The sequence below is a fragment of the Actinosynnema sp. CA-299493 genome, assembly GCF_050946825.1.
In the GTDB taxonomy this organism is placed as follows: Bacteria; Actinomycetota; Actinomycetes; order Mycobacteriales; family Pseudonocardiaceae; genus Actinosynnema.
In genome coordinates, this window is record NZ_CP191993.1 from 325117 (window position 1) to 341550 (window position 16434).

14 protein-coding genes are annotated in these 16434 nt (G+C 72.5%); 13 read left to right on the plus strand and 1 reads right to left on the minus strand.

Translation table 11 applies throughout. The features are described 5' to 3' along the window. Positions 1 to 14 precede the first annotated feature (14 nt). The 8 genes from ssd to ACQPYE_RS01690 all read left to right on the plus strand — a co-directional run bounded on the left by ssd (position 15) and on the right by ACQPYE_RS01690 (position 5977). The gene (ssd, locus tag ACQPYE_RS01655) at positions 15 to 1067 is read left to right on the plus strand and encodes a septum site-determining protein Ssd (protein WP_498718742.1); all 1053 of its coding nucleotides are present in this window, start codon (positions 15 to 17) and stop codon (positions 1065 to 1067) included. Between the two features lie 590 nt (positions 1068 to 1657). Further along, positions 1658 to 2788, plus strand: a complete 1131-nt coding sequence (locus ACQPYE_RS01660) for a TadA family conjugal transfer-associated ATPase (protein WP_498718743.1) — start codon at positions 1658 to 1660, stop codon at positions 2786 to 2788. Then, positions 2785 to 3546 (plus strand): type II secretion system F family protein, encoded by a 762-nt coding sequence (locus tag ACQPYE_RS01665; protein ID WP_498718745.1) that lies wholly within the window; start codon positions 2785 to 2787, stop codon positions 3544 to 3546. The genes ACQPYE_RS01660 and ACQPYE_RS01665 overlap by 4 nt, the downstream gene beginning before the upstream one ends. Beyond that, entirely contained in the window at positions 3543 to 4097 is a 555-nt protein-coding gene (locus ACQPYE_RS01670) for a type II secretion system F family protein (protein ID WP_498718746.1), read from the plus strand. The genes ACQPYE_RS01665 and ACQPYE_RS01670 overlap by 4 nt, the downstream gene beginning before the upstream one ends. A gap of 31 nt (positions 4098 to 4128) precedes the next feature. After that, positions 4129 to 4284 (plus strand): DUF4244 domain-containing protein, encoded by a 156-nt coding sequence (locus ACQPYE_RS01675; RefSeq protein ID WP_498718747.1) that lies wholly within the window; start codon positions 4129 to 4131, stop codon positions 4282 to 4284. Further along, positions 4281 to 4637, plus strand: coding sequence for a TadE family type IV pilus minor pilin (locus ACQPYE_RS01680; protein ID WP_498718748.1), 357 nt, complete (start codon positions 4281 to 4283; stop codon positions 4635 to 4637). The genes ACQPYE_RS01675 and ACQPYE_RS01680 overlap by 4 nt, the downstream gene beginning before the upstream one ends. 136 nt (positions 4638 to 4773) lie before the next feature. Then, the gene (locus ACQPYE_RS01685; protein WP_498718750.1) at positions 4774 to 5106 is read left to right on the plus strand and encodes an Rv3654c family TadE-like protein; all 333 of its coding nucleotides are present in this window, start codon (positions 4774 to 4776) and stop codon (positions 5104 to 5106) included. A 268-nt stretch (positions 5107 to 5374) separates the two neighbouring features. Then, a complete protein-coding gene (locus tag ACQPYE_RS01690) occupies positions 5375 to 5977 on the plus strand; it encodes a bifunctional DNA primase/polymerase (RefSeq protein ID WP_498718751.1) in 603 nt (200 codons plus the stop codon). Here the strand turns inward: ACQPYE_RS01690 and ACQPYE_RS01695 are convergent. Next, positions 5947 to 8550: a DEAD/DEAH box helicase gene (locus ACQPYE_RS01695; protein WP_498718752.1), complete on the minus strand. Its 2604-nt coding sequence runs from the start codon at positions 8548 to 8550 to the stop codon at positions 5947 to 5949. The genes ACQPYE_RS01690 and ACQPYE_RS01695 overlap by 31 nt on opposite strands. 205 nt (positions 8551 to 8755) lie before the next feature. On the opposite strand from ACQPYE_RS01695, the gene ACQPYE_RS01700 reads away from it, so the two are divergent. The 5 genes from ACQPYE_RS01700 to topA all read left to right on the plus strand — a co-directional run bounded on the left by ACQPYE_RS01700 (position 8756) and on the right by topA (position 16426). After that, a complete protein-coding gene (locus tag ACQPYE_RS01700) occupies positions 8756 to 11059 on the plus strand; it encodes a sodium-translocating pyrophosphatase (RefSeq protein WP_498718754.1) in 2304 nt (767 codons plus the stop codon). Positions 11060 to 11214: 155 nt separating this feature from the next. After that, positions 11215 to 11799 (plus strand): hypothetical protein, encoded by a 585-nt coding sequence (locus ACQPYE_RS01705; protein ID WP_498718755.1) that lies wholly within the window; start codon positions 11215 to 11217, stop codon positions 11797 to 11799. A gap of 40 nt (positions 11800 to 11839) precedes the next feature. Continuing rightward, positions 11840 to 12448 carry a hypothetical protein gene (locus tag ACQPYE_RS01710; RefSeq protein ID WP_498718756.1) on the plus strand — a complete coding sequence of 203 codons (609 nt, stop codon included), beginning with the start codon at positions 11840 to 11842 and terminating at the stop codon, positions 12446 to 12448. A gap of 90 nt (positions 12449 to 12538) precedes the next feature. After that, positions 12539 to 13522 carry a hypothetical protein gene (locus ACQPYE_RS01715; protein ID WP_498718757.1) on the plus strand — a complete coding sequence of 328 codons (984 nt, stop codon included), beginning with the start codon at positions 12539 to 12541 and terminating at the stop codon, positions 13520 to 13522. Positions 13523 to 13648: 126 nt separating this feature from the next. Next, complete coding sequence (topA, locus tag ACQPYE_RS01720; RefSeq protein WP_498718758.1) at positions 13649 to 16426, plus strand: type I DNA topoisomerase; 2778 nt, start codon at positions 13649 to 13651, stop codon at positions 16424 to 16426. Positions 16427 to 16434 lie beyond the last annotated feature (8 nt).

Sequence of the window (16434 nt, forward strand, 5' to 3'; positions counted from 1 at the left end):
CCGAGGAGAGCGGCATGAGGCGAACGGTGGCACTGGTGACCGACGCGGGCCTGGTCGACGAGGTGCTGAACGCGGCGGCGGTCGTCGGCTGCGAGGTGGAGCGCGTGGTCGACGTGACGGCGTTGCGCGAACGGTGGCCCGTCGCGGCGGCGGTGGTGCTGGACTTCGCGGCCGTCGTCGCGTGCGGGGGTTTCCCGCGCAGATCGGGAGTCCACGTCGTCGGCGCGGGTCCGCCGGGCGCGGAGGTGTGGCGGCGGGCCCTGGCCCTGGGCGCGGAGCAGGTGCTGGAGCTGCCCGCCGACCAGGAGCGGCTGCGGGCGGTGCTGGCCGATGCCGCCGAGGGCGCGCCGGCCGGTGGCGGCAGGGTGCTGGCGATCCTGGGCGCCCGTGGCGGGGCCGGGGCGTCGGTGCTGGCGGTGGCGGTGGGTCAGGCCGTGTCGGCGGCCGGTGGCCACGGCCTCCTCGTCGACTGCGACCCGTTGGGCGGCGGTCTGGACCTGACGCTGGGCGCCGAGCGGCAGGAAGGGCTGCGGTGGCCCACTTTGCGGCTGACGGGCGGCCGGGTGCCGGCGGCGGCGTTGCGCACGGCGCTACCGGGGCGTTCGGGCGGGCGCGGCAGCCTGACCGTGCTGTCCTGCGGCCGGACGGGGCCGGGACCGGAGCCGGACGCCGTGGTGGCGGTGATCGAGTCGGGCAGGCGTGCCGGTGGCACCGTCGTGTGCGACGTGCCGCGCCAACTGACCGAGGCCGCCTGCGCCGCCCTGGACCGGGCCGACTTGGCGGTGCTGGTGGTGCCGGCCGACGTGAAGGCGTGCATGGCGGCCAAGACCTTGGTCGACCAGGCCGGCGCGCGGGGCGTGCGGCTGAAGGCGGTGGTCCGGGGGCCGGCCCCGGGCGGCCTCACCACGGCACAGGTGGTGGAGGCGATCGACGTTCCGTTGCTGACCACCATGCGCCCGGAGCCAAGGCTGGCCAGGGCCCTGGACAACGGCCACTTCCCCACCACCACCCGCGGCCCCCTGTCCAAAGCCGCCCGCAAAGTCCTGGCAGCCCTGAATGCCGACTAACCAAACCCCACACCACAACACCTCCGTACTCACACGGCAGGCAGCAGGCGCACCCCACCGTCCAACACACCTCCAACCCCGTCACGAAGTTCCCCACCGCGCCTCGCTCGGAGTACGGCTCGTCCTTCTTTCCCGCCACCACCGGCGGCTCCTCCGCGCCCAGTCACGCCGAACCTGCTTGTACACGCCCGCCAAACGCCTTGGCTCACACGGCGGTCCACTCCTCACCGTCCTCCGTGAGGGTCGGCCGTGGTGCCGGCCGGTGAGCCGTCCGAACGCCGATGCCGGTGCGCTGGTGGTTGCGGCGTGCGGTGACCGTCAAGGGCAGTGGCGTCGACCGTGCGGCAAGTGTTTCCCAACGGATTGGAGGTTGGTCGTGAGTTGTGATCGTGGGCCCGTTGTGCGGCGGCATCCGGGCTTCCGGCCGCCGGTGGCGTTTCGGAGTTGCCGGCCTGTGTCGCTTTCCGAGTTGGTGCTTGCCGAGTTGTCCGCGCCGTTGCTGGCCGAACCGGGCGGTGGCCGGCAGGGGTTGGTCGAGGCGGCTCGGGAGGTCCTGGTCGGGCGTCGTCGACTCGTGGGGGAGGGTGGTTGTGAACGACCTGGTTGAGCGCGTTCGCCTGCGGCTGGCCAGCGGGCACGGTGATCTCACGTCCGCTGCCGTCGCGGCGGCCGTGCGAGGTGAGGCCGGCGGGGTGCTCGGCGACGAGGACGTCCAACGGGCGCTTGCCGTGTTGCGGCAGGAGTTCGTCGGGGCCGGGCCGCTCGAACCGCTGTTGCGCGATCCGGACACGACCGACGTCCTCGTCACCCGGCCGGATCAGGTGTGGGTCGACGGGGCGGGCGGGTTGCGGCGTGCCGACGTCGCCTTCCCGGACGAGGCGGCCGTTCGGCGGCTCGCGCAGCGACTGGCGGTGGCGGCCGGGCGGCGGCTGGACGACGCCGCGCCCTACGTCGACGGGTGGTTGCCCGGCTCGGTGCGGCTGCACGCGGTGTTGCCGCCGATCTCGCCGTTCACCTGCCTGTCGCTGCGGGTCCTGCGCCCGGCGGTGCACGACCTGATGACCTTGGAGGCGTGCGGCACGTTCGACCACCTGGCGGCCGACCTGCTGCGGGCGATCGTGGTCGCCCGGCAGGCGTTCCTGGTCGTCGGCGGCACGGGCTCGGGGAAGACGACTCTCCTGGCCGCCTTGTTGGGGTGCGTGCCGCACGACGAACGGGTCGTGTGCGTGGAAGACGCGGGGGAGCTCCAGCCCGATCACCCGCAGGTCGTCCGGCTGCTGGCACGTGGCCCGAACGTCGAGGGCGCGGGTGAGGTGACGATGCGCGACCTCGTCCGGCAGGCGTTGCGGATGCGGCCCGATCGGATCGTGGTCGGGGAGGTGCGGGGCGCGGAGGTGTGCGAACTGCTGTCGTCGTTGAACACGGGGCACGACGGCGGCGCGGGAACGTTGCACGCCAACTCGCCGGCCGAGGTGCCCGCCCGGCTGGAGGCCCTGGCCGCGCTCGGCGGGCTCGACCGGCACGCCTTGCACAGCCAACTGGCGGCTGCGGTGAAGGTCGTGCTGCACATGCGCCGGGCGGGCGACGGCACGCGGCACCTGGCCGAGATCGGTGTGCTGGAACGGAAGTCCGGGCACCTCGCCGTCCGGCCCGCGTGGCGACGTGATGGCGGTTGGCAGGAAGCCGGAGCGGCGCTGAGGAGCTTGGTGGGTGCGTCATGAGCCTGCTGTTGCTGGCCGCCGCGTTGTTGGTGTTTCCGTCGGCCGAGGCGCGACGGCGGCTCGCCGTGCCCCGGCGTCCAGGTCGGTGGAGGTCGCTGAAGCCCGATCGGGTGTCGGCGGTCGTGGTGGGGATCGTGCTGGGCATGCCGGTGGGCGTCGGCGGGGTGGTCGCGGGCGCGTTGCTGGCCGCGACCGTGTGGCGGACGTACCGGGAGACGACCAGGCAGCGCGACCGGATGGCGGCGTCCGTCGCGCTCGCCGACGGGCTGAAGGCGTTCGTCGCGGAACTGCGGTCGGGCGCTCACCCGGCCAAGGCGGCGATCGGCGCGGCGGAGGACGCGGAGCCGCCGGCGACCGACGTCCTGCGGGCCATCGCGGAGACGTCGGCCCGCGGCGGTGACGTCGAGGTGGCGCTCGCCGACTTCCCCGACGCCCACCACCTGGCCAGGGCGTGGCGGCTGTCGGCGGTGCACGGCGTGCCGTTGGCCGACGTGCTCGACGCGGTCCGCCGGGACCTGGATCGGCGCACCGCGTTCGCCGGGCAGGTCCACGCCCGCATGGCCGGTCCGAGGGCCGGCGCGGCGGTGCTGGCCGGGCTGCCGCTCTTCGGCGTGGTGCTCGGTGAACTCGGCGGCGCGGGGCCGTTGGCCGTCCTGTCCGGCACTCCGCCCGGACAGGTGCTGCTGGTCGCCGGGGTGGTCCTGATCTGCGCCGGGTTGCGGTGGAGCGGTCGGCTGACCAGGCAGGTGATCGCATGAGCCTGCTGCTGCTCGCCTTGGCGGTCATCGCCTTCCCGGCTCCGACGAGAGCCGCGGCGCGGCTGCGACCGAGGACCAGGCGAAAACCCGTGCCGAAGGCGAGACCGCCGGACCCGTTCGCCGCCGCGGCGACCTGGGACCTGTTGGCCGCCGCCTTGCGGGCGGGTCTGCCGGTGGCCGGTGCGGTGCGCGCCGTGCTGCCGGGCGTCCCACCCGGGCCGGCCGAACGTCTCCGCGAGGTGGTCGACCTGCTCACGTTGGGCGCGGATCCGGTGCACGCGTGGGCCAAGGCGCTCGTGCACCCGGACACCGCGCCGCTGGCGAGGGCGGCCCGCCGGACCGCCCGGTCGGGCGCCGCGCTCGCCGGGGCGGCGGCGGACCTGGCCGCGGAGGCGCGGGCGAGGGTGTCCGACCAGGCCGAGGCCCGTGCGCAACGCGCCGCGGTGCTCGTGGCGGGGCCGCTGGCGCTGTGCTTCCTGCCCGCGTTCCTGTGCCTGGGCGTCGTGCCCGTGGTGATCGGCGTCGTCGCCGGCGTGAGCGACAACTGGTGAATGTCCACAACAGACTTGAGGAGAGTGGAAGATGTTGGGCGACAGTGGGATGTCGACGGTGGAGTACGCGATCGGCACGCTCGCCGCCGCGGCGCTCGGCCTGCTCCTGTACTCGCTGATGAGCGGCGACTGGGTGCAAGGGCTCCTCCGGGCACTGCTGGTGCGGGCGTTCACGGTGGACGCGTGAAGCGGGCGGTGCTGGGCGACGACCGGGGCGGGGTGACGGTCGAGGCGGCGGTGGCGGTGTGCGGGTTGGTCGCGGTGCTGGTGCTCGGCGTCGGCGCGGTGATGGCGGTCGTGGCGCAGCTCCGGTGCACGGACGCGGCACGGGAGGCGGCACGGCTGGTCGCCCGGGGTGATCCCGGACGGGTCGACGGCGTGGTCGGGGCGATCGCGCCGGAAGGGGCGCGGTGGGCGGTGCGGAGGGAGGGGGACACGGCGTCGGTGGAGGTCGCTGTCTCGCGGCTGGGTGTCGAGCTGCGGGCACGGGCCTACGCGGTGGTGGAGCCGGGGGTGGGGCAAGAGGCGACCGGTAGATGACCGCAGGGGTGGGCAGCGCCGCCGATCCCGGTGACCGGTGGAGACCGGCCGGCGGAGGTCGGGCGATGGCTGTGGGGATCGGCGTCGGTCGGTTGGTCGGTCGGTCGGGTGAGGGAGCGGGAAGGGGTGGTGATCGGTGGATGACCGGGGGTCGGCGTCCGTCATGGCGGTGGCGGTGGCGGCGGTGTGGTTCGGGCTCGTGGTGGTTGGCGTGCACGTCGGCGAAGTGGTCGTGAGCAGGCACCGGATGGGTGCGGCGGCCGATCTCGGGGCGTTGGCGGCGGCCGGGTGGTTGGTCGGTGGGGCCGCGCACGCCTGCGACCGCGCCGAGTGGGTCGTCGAGCGGATGGGTGGCCGGTTGGCTTCGTGCCAGGTGGAGGGGTGGGTGGTGAGCGTCCACGTCACCGGCGAGCCCACGGTGTTCGGCGCGCCCAGCGCACAGGCCCGTGCAGGCCCGGCCGAACCGTGACCCCCACCCCACACGACGAACGGTCGTCCGTCGGCGGTGAGCGGACTCACACGACCGCAGATTCGCGGCTTCGCGGTGGGTGGACGGCTCGCACGCCGTTCTGCCCCCCGCCCCCGCCCACCGCGCTCGCCGTGCCACAACGACCAGTTGCCGACAAGCGGTTACCAAAACCCCCGGTCATGGCGTTAGTTCAAGTGGTGGCACCGACACGGTGTCGAACAACACGCGACACGGTGTCGTGGACCGGAACGCAGGAGGCGAACGAAAGATGGAGTGGTCGGATAGCTGGCGCGGGGCCTTCCGCATCGAGCTGCGCGCAGAGGCGGTCAACCTCGCGTGGCACGGGTGGCCTGTGCTGCCGGGCACCTATCCGGCGGGTGAGCAGTGGGCCGGGCGCGACGGCGTCGAGGACAGCGGTCCGACCCCGGTGCACCACGACTGGCAGGAGCGCATCGGCACCAAGTCGGAGCAGGTCGCCACCTGGTGGGCGGGCCACTCCTACAGCATCCTGCTGGCCACCGGCCACGGCGTCGACGCCGTCGAGGTGAGCGCCGACCTCGGCCGCCGGGCCGCGGTCGAGCTGCGCGCCGCCGGCGTCCCGGTGCCGATCGTGGCCACCCCGGAAGGCCGCTGGATGTTCCTGGTCGCCTCCGGCGGCACGCCGGTCACCGACCCGGACGTCAAGCACTACGGCCAGGGCGAGTACGTCCCGCTGCCGCCGAGCACGGGCCAGGTCGGCGTCGTGCACTGGCGGGTCAAGCCGCAGATCTGCGCGTGGCACCTGCCGCACGTGGACGTGGTCCGGGACGCCCTGCTCCAAGCCGCCGACCGCACCACGGACTACGGCCTGGTCGCCGCCGACCGGTCGTGATCGACTCGGCCGTGCCGGACGTCGTGTCGTCTCTCCCCGACAACCCCGAGTACGACGTCCAGCACGGCCACCCCGCCCGCCTTGTCCAGCGGATCGTTGCCATTCCCGCACTTCGGCGACTGCACGCAGGACGGGCACCCGGCCGGACACGCGCAAGCCGCGATGGCCTCCCTAGTAGCGACCAACCACGGGACTACCGCGTCGAACCCGCGGTCGGCGAACCCGGCTCCTCCGGGATGACCGTCGTGCACGAACACCGTCGCCTCCCCGGTGTCCTGGTGCAGCGCGGTCGAGACTCCGCCGATGTCCCAACGGTCACAGGTCGCGAAGAGCGGTAGCAGGCCGATCGCCGCGTGTTCGGCAGCGTGCAGTGCGCCGGGGACGCGCGCCGGATCCAGACCGGCGCGCCCCGGCGCACTGCGCGCACCCGCACCACCGGGCGACGCACCACCCGGTGAACCAGTGCCCGGTGAACCAGTGCCCGGCGAATCAACCTCCGGGGACGTACCGCCGGGCGAGCCGGCGTCCGGTGACGCAGCGCCGAGTGAACCAGCGCCCGGTGAACCGGGGTTCGGCGACGCAGCGTCCGGTGAACCGGGGTTCGGCAACGCGATGGCCAGCAGCTCGGCTGACACCGTGTACCAGACCGCCCGCGTGACCAGCGTCTGCGCGGGCAGTGACAGCGGTACCGAGTCGATGACTTGGCCGGATGGGAGTTTTCGCAGGTAGCCGACCACCTGGGAGGTCACCTCGACCTCGCCGAGGCACACCGTCACCCCGTCGAACTCGCGCTTCTCCAGCACCCGCACCACCGAGATGTCCTTGGTGTCACGCGCGGTCGTGGTCCAGTCCGGTTTTTCCGCGTGCACCATCGCCAGACCGCTGTCCAGGTCCAGCTCGTCCACCACGTACGACTCGCCCTGGTGCAGGTAGACGGCGCCGGAGTGCACCTGCCAGCAGGCCGAACCGGGATCGACCGTGCCGAGCATCCGCCCCGAGTCGGCCTCCACCACCACGACCTGCTCGCCGCCGGACCCCCGGATGTCCACCGACGAGTGCGGCCGGTCGTGCGAGGTCCAGTACCAGCCGTTCGGCCGCCGCCGCAGCACCCGCCGCGCCACCATGTCCTCCACCACGGCCAGCGCCGCGTCACCGCCGAACGCGGCCAGCGACTCCGGCGTCAGCGGCAGCTCGGCCGCGGCGCACGCCAGCTGCGGCTCCAGCACGTACGGGTTCGCGGGGTCCAGCACGGTCGCCTCGACCGGCTTGTCCAGCACCGCCGACGGGTTGTGCACCAGGTAGGTGTCCAGCGGGTCGTCCCGCGCCACGAACACGACCAGCGCGTCGCTGTCCCCGGTCCGCCCCGCCCGCCCGGCCTGCTGCCAGAACGACGCCAGCGTGCCCGGGAAACCGGCCACCACCACCGCGTCCAACCCGACGATGTCCACGCCGAGCTCCAACGCGTTCGTCGTCGCCACGCCCAGCAGCTCGCCCGACGACACGGCCCGCTCCAACGCGCGCCGCTCCTCCGGCAGGTACCCGCCCCGGTAGGCGGCCACCCGCGCCGCCAACGACGGGTCGACCTCCGACAACACCCGCCGCGCGCCCAGCGCGGTCAGCTCCGCGCCCACCCGCGACCGCACGAACGCCAACGACCGCGCGCCCTCCACCACCAGGTCGGCCAGGATCCGCGCCGTCTCCGCGCCCGCCGACCGCCGCACCGGCGCGCCGTTCTCGCCCTCCAGGTCGTCCAGCAGCGGCGGCTCCCACAACGCCACCGTCCGCCCCGCGCGCGGCGACCCGTCCTCCGTCACCGCCTCGCACGGCGCGCCGAGCAACGCCGCCGCCGACGCCGCCGGATCGGCCACCGTCGCCGACGCCAGCACGAACACCGGGTCCGCGCCGTACCGCTGCGCGACCCGCCGCAGCCGCCGCAGCAACAACGCCACGTGCGAGCCGAAAACACCCCTGTACGTGTGACATTCGTCGACCACCACGTACGACAGCCGGCGCAGGAACCTGATCCACCGGGCGTGGTTGGGCAGCACGCCCCGGTGCAGCATGTCCGGGTTGCTGAACACCCAGTTGGCGTGCGCCCGCACCCAATCGCGTTCCGCCATCGGCGTGTCGCCGTCGAACGTCGCCGCGCGCACGCCCGACACGCCCAAACCGCTCACCGATCTCAACTGGTCCGCACCCAACGCCTTCGTGGGCGAGAGGTAGAGGGCCGTCGCCTTCGGATCAACTGTCAACGCGCTCAGGACCGGCAATTGGTACGCCAGCGATTTTCCCGACGCGGTGCCCGTCGCCACCACGACGTGTGATCCGGACCACGCGTGCGTCGCCGCTTCGGCCTGGTGCCGCCACGGCTGCGTCACACCCCGCTCCACCAGCGCGGACACCACTGAAGGCGGCACCCACGACGGCCACGGGACGGGCTGCGCGGGGCGCGGCGGCTGCTCCTCGGTGTGCGTCAGCGGCGATTCGCCCGCCGGAACCCCGGCGAGGACCCGGTCCAGCAAACGACGTCCCTGGTTCGCCACGTGGCGCAGCTTCGCACATCCGGCCGACATCCGGACCGTACCTCCGCAGATAACGGTGTGTGTACGGATCGGGACGCGTTGTTGCCTGGTTGCGCACTATGAATAGACTCCGCCGCTATCGCATCCAATGAGGGGTGCATCACGTTGTGTCGGGGCTGACAGTCGCGTGAGTGACCCGCCTCACAGCAGCGGGGTGGCCCTGCCATTGGGCTTGGAAAACTCACCAGGAGGACGGATGTCCCGGCAATTCCTCGCGGAGGGCCTAGAGCTCTCCGGAGGTGATCGCGGCCTCGTGGCCGTGGTCGCCGTGGTCGCCCTGGCTGCCCTGGCCGTGGGCTACGTGCTGCTCCGGGAGGTGCTGGCCGCGGGCCAGGGCACCTCCAAGATGCAGGACATCGCCAGGGCGGTCCAAGAGGGCGCAGCGGCCTACCTCAACCGGCAGTTCCGAACGCTCGGCATCTTCGTCGTCATCGTGTTCGTGCTGCTGTTCGCGCTTCCCGCCGAGGACATCGGCGAACGGATCGGCAGGTCGCTGTTCTTCCTCGTCGGCGCCGGCTTCTCCGCCGTCATCGGCTACCTCGGCATGTGGCTGTCGACCCGCGCGAACGTGCGCGTCGCCGCCGCGGCCAAGGAGGCCGGCGGCCGGGAGAAGGCCATGCGGATCGCGTTCCGCACCGGCGGCGTGGTCGGCATGTTCACCGTCGGCCTCGGCCTGTTCGGCGCGGCCCTGGTCGTGTTCGTCTACGTCGGCCAGGCGCCCCGGGTGCTGGAGGGCTTCGGCTTCGGCGCGGCCCTGCTCGCCATGTTCATGCGGGTCGGCGGCGGCATCTTCACCAAGGCCGCCGACGTCGGCGCGGACCTGGTCGGCAAGGTCGAGCAGGGCATCCCCGAGGACGACCCGCGCAACGCCGCGACCATCGCCGACAACGTGGGCGACAACGTCGGCGACTGCGCCGGCATGGCGGCGGACCTGTTCGAGTCCTACGCCGTCACCCTGGTCGCGTCGCTGATCCTGGGCACGGCCGCGTTCGGCGCGAAGGGCCTGCTGTTCCCGCTGATCGTGCCCGCGATCGGCGTGCTCACGGCGGTCATCGGCGTCTACATCACCCGTGCGCGGACCGGCGAGAGCGGCTTGTCGGCGATCAACCGCTCGTTCTACATCTCGGCGGTCATCTCGGCGGTGCTGTGCACGGTGGCGGCGTTCCTGTTCCTGCCGAGCTCGTTCGCGGGCCTCGCCGGTGTGTCCGAGGAGATCGCGGGCACCCCGGGCAACCCGGCCCTGATCGCGGCCGTCGCGGTGATCATCGGCATCGTGCTGGCGGGCGTCATCCTGTGGCTGACCGGCTACTACACCGGCACCGAGCACAAGCCGGTCAAGGAGGTCGGCCGCACCTCGCTCACCGGCGCGGCGACCGTCATCCTGTCCGGCATCTCGGTCGGCTTCGAGTCGGCGGTCTACACCGCGCTGGTCATCGGCGGCGCGGTCTACGGCGCGTTCCTGCTGTCCGGCTCGGTGGTCGTGTCGCTGTTCGCGGTCGCGCTGGCCGGCTGCGGCCTGCTGACCACGGTCGGCGTCATCGTGGCCATGGACACCTTCGGCCCCGTCTCCGACAACGCGCAGGGCATCGCGGAGATGTCCGGCGACGTGGACGGCGAGGGCGCGCAGATCCTCACCGAGCTCGACGCGGTGGGCAACACGACCAAGGCCATCACCAAGGGCATCGCGATCGCCACCGCCGTGCTGGCGGCGACCGCGCTGTTCGGCTCCTACAAGGACGCCATCGAGCAGGCGCTGCGGGACGTGCAGGTGGGCATCGGCGAGGTGCCGGTGTCGTTCACCAACGTGGTGTTCAGCCCGAACGTGCTGGTCGGCCTCATCATCGGCGCGGCCGTGGTGTTCATGTTCTCCGGTCTCGCGGTCAACGCGGTGACCCGCGCGGCGGGCGCGATCGTGTTCGAGGTGCGCCGCCAGTTCCGCGAGAACCCCGGGATCATGGACGGGACGGTCAAGCCGGAGTACGGCCGGGTCGTCGACATCTGCACCAGGGACTCGCTGCGCGAGCTGGCCACCCCCGGCCTGCTCGCGGTGCTGGCGCCGATCGCGGTCGGCTTCGGCCTCGGCGTCGGCCCGCTGGCCGGCTACCTGGCCGGCGCCATCGCGACCGGCACGCTGATGGCGGTGTTCCTGGCCAACTCCGGTGGCGCCTGGGACAACGCGAAGAAGCTGGTCGAGGACGGCAACCACGGCGGCAAGGGCTCCGACGCCCACGCCGCCACCGTCATCGGCGACACCGTCGGCGACCCGTTCAAGGACACCGCCGGTCCGGCCATCAACCCGCTGATCAAGGTGATGAACCTGGTCTCGGTGCTGATCGCGCCCGCGATCGTCGGGTTCTCCGTGGGCTCCGGCGAGTCGGCCGGCATCCGGTACGCGATCGCGATCGTGGCGGTCGTGGTCATCGTGGGCGCCGTGGTCGTGTCCAAGCGGCGCGGCACGGCGATCTCGGACTCCCCGGCGGAGGTCACCACCTCCGCGTGACGTCGTGAGCAGGGGCGGGGTGCCGGCGGTCCGCGGCGCCCCGCCCTTCCACGTCCGGTCGAGCCGGGTAGGCCGGGTGGGCGCGCCCGGATGGGGGCACACTGTCCGGTATCACCCGGAATCGCCAGTCGCACGCAACGATGGGGAGCGCCCTGATGAGACTTCTGCCGCTGGTCGCCGCGACCGCCCTGGTCGTGGCGGTCGCCGGGTGCGGGTCCGGGGGCGACTCCACCACACCCCCGTCGTCCACCGAGTCCCCGGCCGAGGCGGCGGCGGTGGCGTACATGGACAAGGTGTGCACGGCGGCGTCCTCGTTCACCACGGTGCAGAAGACACCGCCGCAGCTCGACGCGAACGACCCGGCGAAGCTGAAGGCCGACATGGGCGCGTACATGGGCCAGATGGCCGACGCGTTCACCCGGACCGCGACCGAGCTGCGCGCCGTGGGACCGTCGCCGGTGGCGGGCGGTGACGAGCAGGTGGAGCAGATGGCGGTCACGTTCACCGGGATCGCGAAGAACTTCACCGACGCCAAGGCGGCCATCGAGGCGGCGGACGCGGGCGACCCGGTCGGCGGGTTGCAGGCCGCCGGCGAGGCCATCACGCGGCTGGACGACTTCGTCGCGCCCCTCAAGCAGCTGGAGGCGTCACCGGAGCTGTCGGCGGCGGCCGAGAAGGCGGCTGCCTGCCAGGACCTGCGGACGCTGAGGCCGTCGGAACCCGTCACACCGACTTCGTAGTAGGTTGCCCCCTCACCTTTTTCCGATTTGGGGGCATTCTGTGAAGCACCGTGTCGCGCTCGCCGGCGTGTTCGCCGCAGTCCTGGTCACCTCCGCGTGCGGTGGTGGCGGCTCGCCGGCGTCCTCCACGTCAGGTTCGACGGCGACCACCACGACCACCACCGCGGCCGACGCCGACCCGATCGAGTGGACCGGGACGTTCTGCGAGGGCATCTCGCCCACCATCGAGGGCGTGCTGACCCTGCTGAAGACGATGTTCGAGGGCGGCGCGGAGGACCCGGCCGTGCAGAAGACCGCGCTGCTCGACTACAGCTCCAAGGCGGGCAAGTCGCTGACCGCGGCGGGCGAGAAGCTGGACGACCTCGGCGCGCCGTCGGCCGAGAGCCAGGAGCTGCACGACGAGCTGGTCAAGTTCTTCACCGACTCGGGCAAGACGCTGACCCAGGTCAACACCGAGCTGGCGGCGCTGGACCCGGCCGACCCCGAGTTCGCCACCAAGCTGGAGCAGCTGGGCGGCGACCAGGCGGACCCGTCCAAGCTCCAGGAGCAGATCAAGAAGCTCCAGGACGACCCGAAGCTCGGCCAGGCGTTCAAGGAGGCGCCGGAGTGCGTCGCGATGTCGGAGACGCTGAAGAGCCTGGGCAGCTGACACCGCTGGGACCGATGGGACCGTTGGGGTAGGTGGTTCAGCCCTTCGGAGACTGGCCGTGGTCGAACGTGTGTTCTACGCTGCCTGTCCGTGGGGCAATTGTCCTTCTACTCGGCCGAGGCGAGACAGCCTTGCGTCGGTGACCTGGCGGGCCTGCTGTGCGGGCCCGGCCGGGCGCTGGGCTTCGCCCGTGGACGTGCGGCCCGGGTGTCGGTGGCCCTCGACACCCGGGACCGGGCCGCCGCGGTGGGGGCGGCGCTGGCCGAGCGGGGCGTGCAGGCCCGCGTCGAGCGGATCGAGGTCGTCGCGGACGAACCCGCCCCGGCCGGACTCGCCGACGACGAGCCGGCGGGCGAACCGCCTGACGAGCCGGTGGAGGAACCCCCGGACGGCCCGGGTGAACCCCTGGACGAGCTGGACGGACTCCCGGACGAGCTGGACGAACCTCCCGACGAGCCGGTGGACGACGAGCCGGACGGGTTCGCCCCGGTGGTGATCGGGTCGGGCCGGCGCGGACCGGCCGCCGCCGAACCCGAAGTCGAGCCCGAGCCCCGAACCGACTCCGAGCCGCAACCCGAGCCGCAACCCGGCCCCGAGCCGCACCCCGACCCCGGCCCGAAGCCGGAGACCGACGAGCCGGAGACGGACGAGCCCGAGCCGGAAACCGCCGAGGACAAGCCGGCCGAGCCGGTGGTCACCGAGTCGTGGCAGGTCACGACGGCGTTCCGCACCGACCTGGCCGGGTTGGCGGCGCAGTGGTTCGACGGCGACCGCAAGGTCGTCCCACCCGACTTCACGCTCGACGGCGCGGCCCTGCGGCTGTGGGCGCTCGCGTCCGGCCGGTGGGTCGAGTCCGGTTCCGGGTACCTCCTCGGCCTCGACCCCGAGGCGCCCGACACGCACGAAGCGTTGCGAAAAGCATTGGCCACATCGGGCCTGCCCTCGACACTCTTGATCGGCAAGACCGGGGGACCCGCGTTGCGCGTCGTCGGCAGACGGCGGCTGGAACGGCTCGCCGAGCTGGTCGGACGCGCGCCGAGGGGCGTCGCGGAACGCACCTGGCCGGCCGCGTAGCGCGTCCTCCTGGCGGAGGATCCGGCACAGTTGTGTCACCCTGTCCCGACCAGGGCTGCCCAGCGGCGACAAAGGACAGTGCACACTGGCGGGTCGGGACACAGTGTTCGAAGAGAGCGGGACGGCGTGGCTGGATCGACACGGGCGAGGAAGACAAACGGGGGATCAGCGAGCGGCAACCGGCGGTTGGTGATCGTCGAGTCGCCCACGAAGGCGCGGAAGATCGCGTCCTACCTCGGCAGCGACTTCGTCGTGGAGTCATCCAAGGGGCACATCCGGGACCTGCCCCGCGGCGCGGCCGACGTGCCCGCGAAGTACAAGGGCATGCCGTGGGCCCGGCTCGGGGTCGACGTGGACCACGGCTTCGAGCCGCTGTACGTCGTCACGCCGGACAAGAAGGCGACCGTCGCCGAGCTGAAAGAGCTGCTCAAGGACGTCGACGAGCTCTACCTCGCGACAGACGGCGACCGCGAGGGCGAGGCCATCGCCTGGCACCTGCTCGACACGCTGAAGCCGAAGGTCCCGGTTCGGCGGATGGTGTTCCACGAGATCACCGAGCCCGCGATCCTCGCCGCCGCCGCGAACCCCCGCGACCTGGACCAGGACCTGGTCGACGCCCAGGAGACCCGCCGCATCCTCGACCGCCTCTACGGCTACGAGGTCAGCCCGGTGCTCTGGAAGAAGGTCATGCCGAAGCTCTCGGCGGGCCGGGTGCAGTCCGTGGCGACCCGGATCGTGGTCGAGCGCGAGCGCGAGCGGATGAAGTTCGTGACCGCCTCGTACTGGGACGTCTCGGCGACCATGGACGCCGGGGCGGACGCCTCGCCGCGCACGTTCGGCGCGCGGCTGATCGCGGTCGACGGCACGCGCCTGGCCGCGGGCCGCGACTTCGGGCCCGACGGCAGGCTCAAGGCGGGACCCAAGGGCACGCCCACCGACGTCCGGGTGCTGGACGAGGCGCAGGCAACGGCCATCGCGGAAGGCCTGGTCAACGCCGCCATGACGGTCTCCTCGGTCGAGGAGAAGCCGTACTCGCGCAAGCCGTACGCGCCGTTCATGACCTCCACGTTGCAGCAGGAGGCGGGCCGCAAGCTGCGGTTCTCCGCGGACCGCGCCATGCGCACCGCGCAGAAGCTGTACGAGAACGGCTACATCACCTACATGCGCACCGACAGCACGACGCTGTCGGAGACGGCCATCGTGGCGGCGAGGGCGCAGGCCACCGAGCTGTACGGCTCGCAGTTCGTGTCCAAGGAGCCCCGCCAGTACACCCGCAAGGTCAAGAACGCGCAGGAGGCGCACGAGGCCATCCGCCCGGCCGGCGAGGTGTTCCGCACCCCCGGCCAGGTGGCCCGTGAGCTGGAGTCCGACGAGTTCAAGCTCTACGAGCTGATCTGGCAGCGCACGATCGCCTCCCAGATGTCCGACGCGCGCGGCAACACCACCAGCGTCCGCATCACGGGCAGGACGACCGGCGGCGAGGAGGTCACGTTCGCCTCGTCCGGCCGCACGATCACCTTCGCGGGCTTCCTCAAGGCCTACGTGGAGACGGTCGACTCCGAGGCGGGCGGCGAGTCCGACGACGTCGAGTCGCGGCTACCGCAGCTGGTCAAGGACCAGTCGGTGCTGGCGGCCGAGCTGTCCCCGGACGGCCACTCGACGTCGCCGCCGCCGCGCTTCACCGAGCCGAGCCTGATCAAGACGATGGAGGAGCTGGGCATCGGCCGCCCGTCCACCTACGCCTCGATCATCAGCACCGTCCAGGACCGCGGCTACGTGTGGAAGAAGGGCTCCGCCCTGGTCCCGTCGTGGGTGGCGTTCGCCGTGGTCGGGCTGCTGGAGCAGCACTTCGGCCGGCTGGTCGACTACGACTTCACCGCCGCGCTGGAGGACGAGCTCGACGGCATCGCCGCCGGCCGCCAGGAGCGGACCACGTGGCTGTCCGGGTTCTACTTCGGCGGCAACGTCGGCCCCGAGTCGTCGGTCGGCCGCTCCGGCGGGTTGAAGAAGCTGGTCGGCTCCAGCGTCGAGGCGATCGACGCCCGCGAGGTCAACTCGATCCCGCTGTTCCCCGACGTGGACGGCCGCACGGTCTTCGTCCGGGTCGGCCGCTACGGGCCGTACCTGGAGCGCGAGGTCGAGGGCGAGGACGGCACGACCAGCGCGCAGCGGGCGAACCTGCCCGACGACCTGCCGCCGGACGAGCTGAACCGCGAGGTCGCGGACAAGCTGTTCGCCACGCCGCAGGAAGGCCGCTCGTTGGGCAACGACCCGGTCACCGGGCACGAGATCGTGGCCAAGGAGGGCCGGTTCGGCCCGTACGTGACCGAGGTGCTGCCCGAGGCGCCGGAGGGCGCGAAGAAGGCGCCGAAGCCGCGCACCGGCTCACTGTTCAAGTCGATGTCGCTGGACACGGTCACGCTGGACGACGCGCTGAAGCTGCTCTCGCTGCCGCGCGTGGTCGGCAAGGACCCGGAGACCGGCGCGGAGATCACCGCGCAGAACGGCCGGTACGGGCCCTACCTGAAGAAGGGCACCGACTCGCGGTCGCTGACCGGCGAGGACCAGCTGTTCTCGGTCACCCTCGACGAGGCGCTCAAGATCTACGCCGAGCCGAAGAAGCGGGGCCGGGCCGCCGCCGCGCCGCCGTTGAAGGAGCTGGGCGACGACCCGGTCTCCGGCAAGCCGATGGTGGTCAAGGAGGGCCGGTTCGGCCCGTACGTGACCGACGGCGAGGTCAACGCGTCGCTGCGCAAGACCGACAGCGTCGAGGGCCTGTCCGACGAGCGGGCGGCCGAGCTGCTGGCCGAGAAGCGGGCCAAGGGGCCGACGGCGAAGAAGAAGGCCCCGGCGGCCAAGAAGGCGCCCGTGCGGAAGAAGGCTCCGGCGAAGACGAAGAGCTAGGGGAGGCG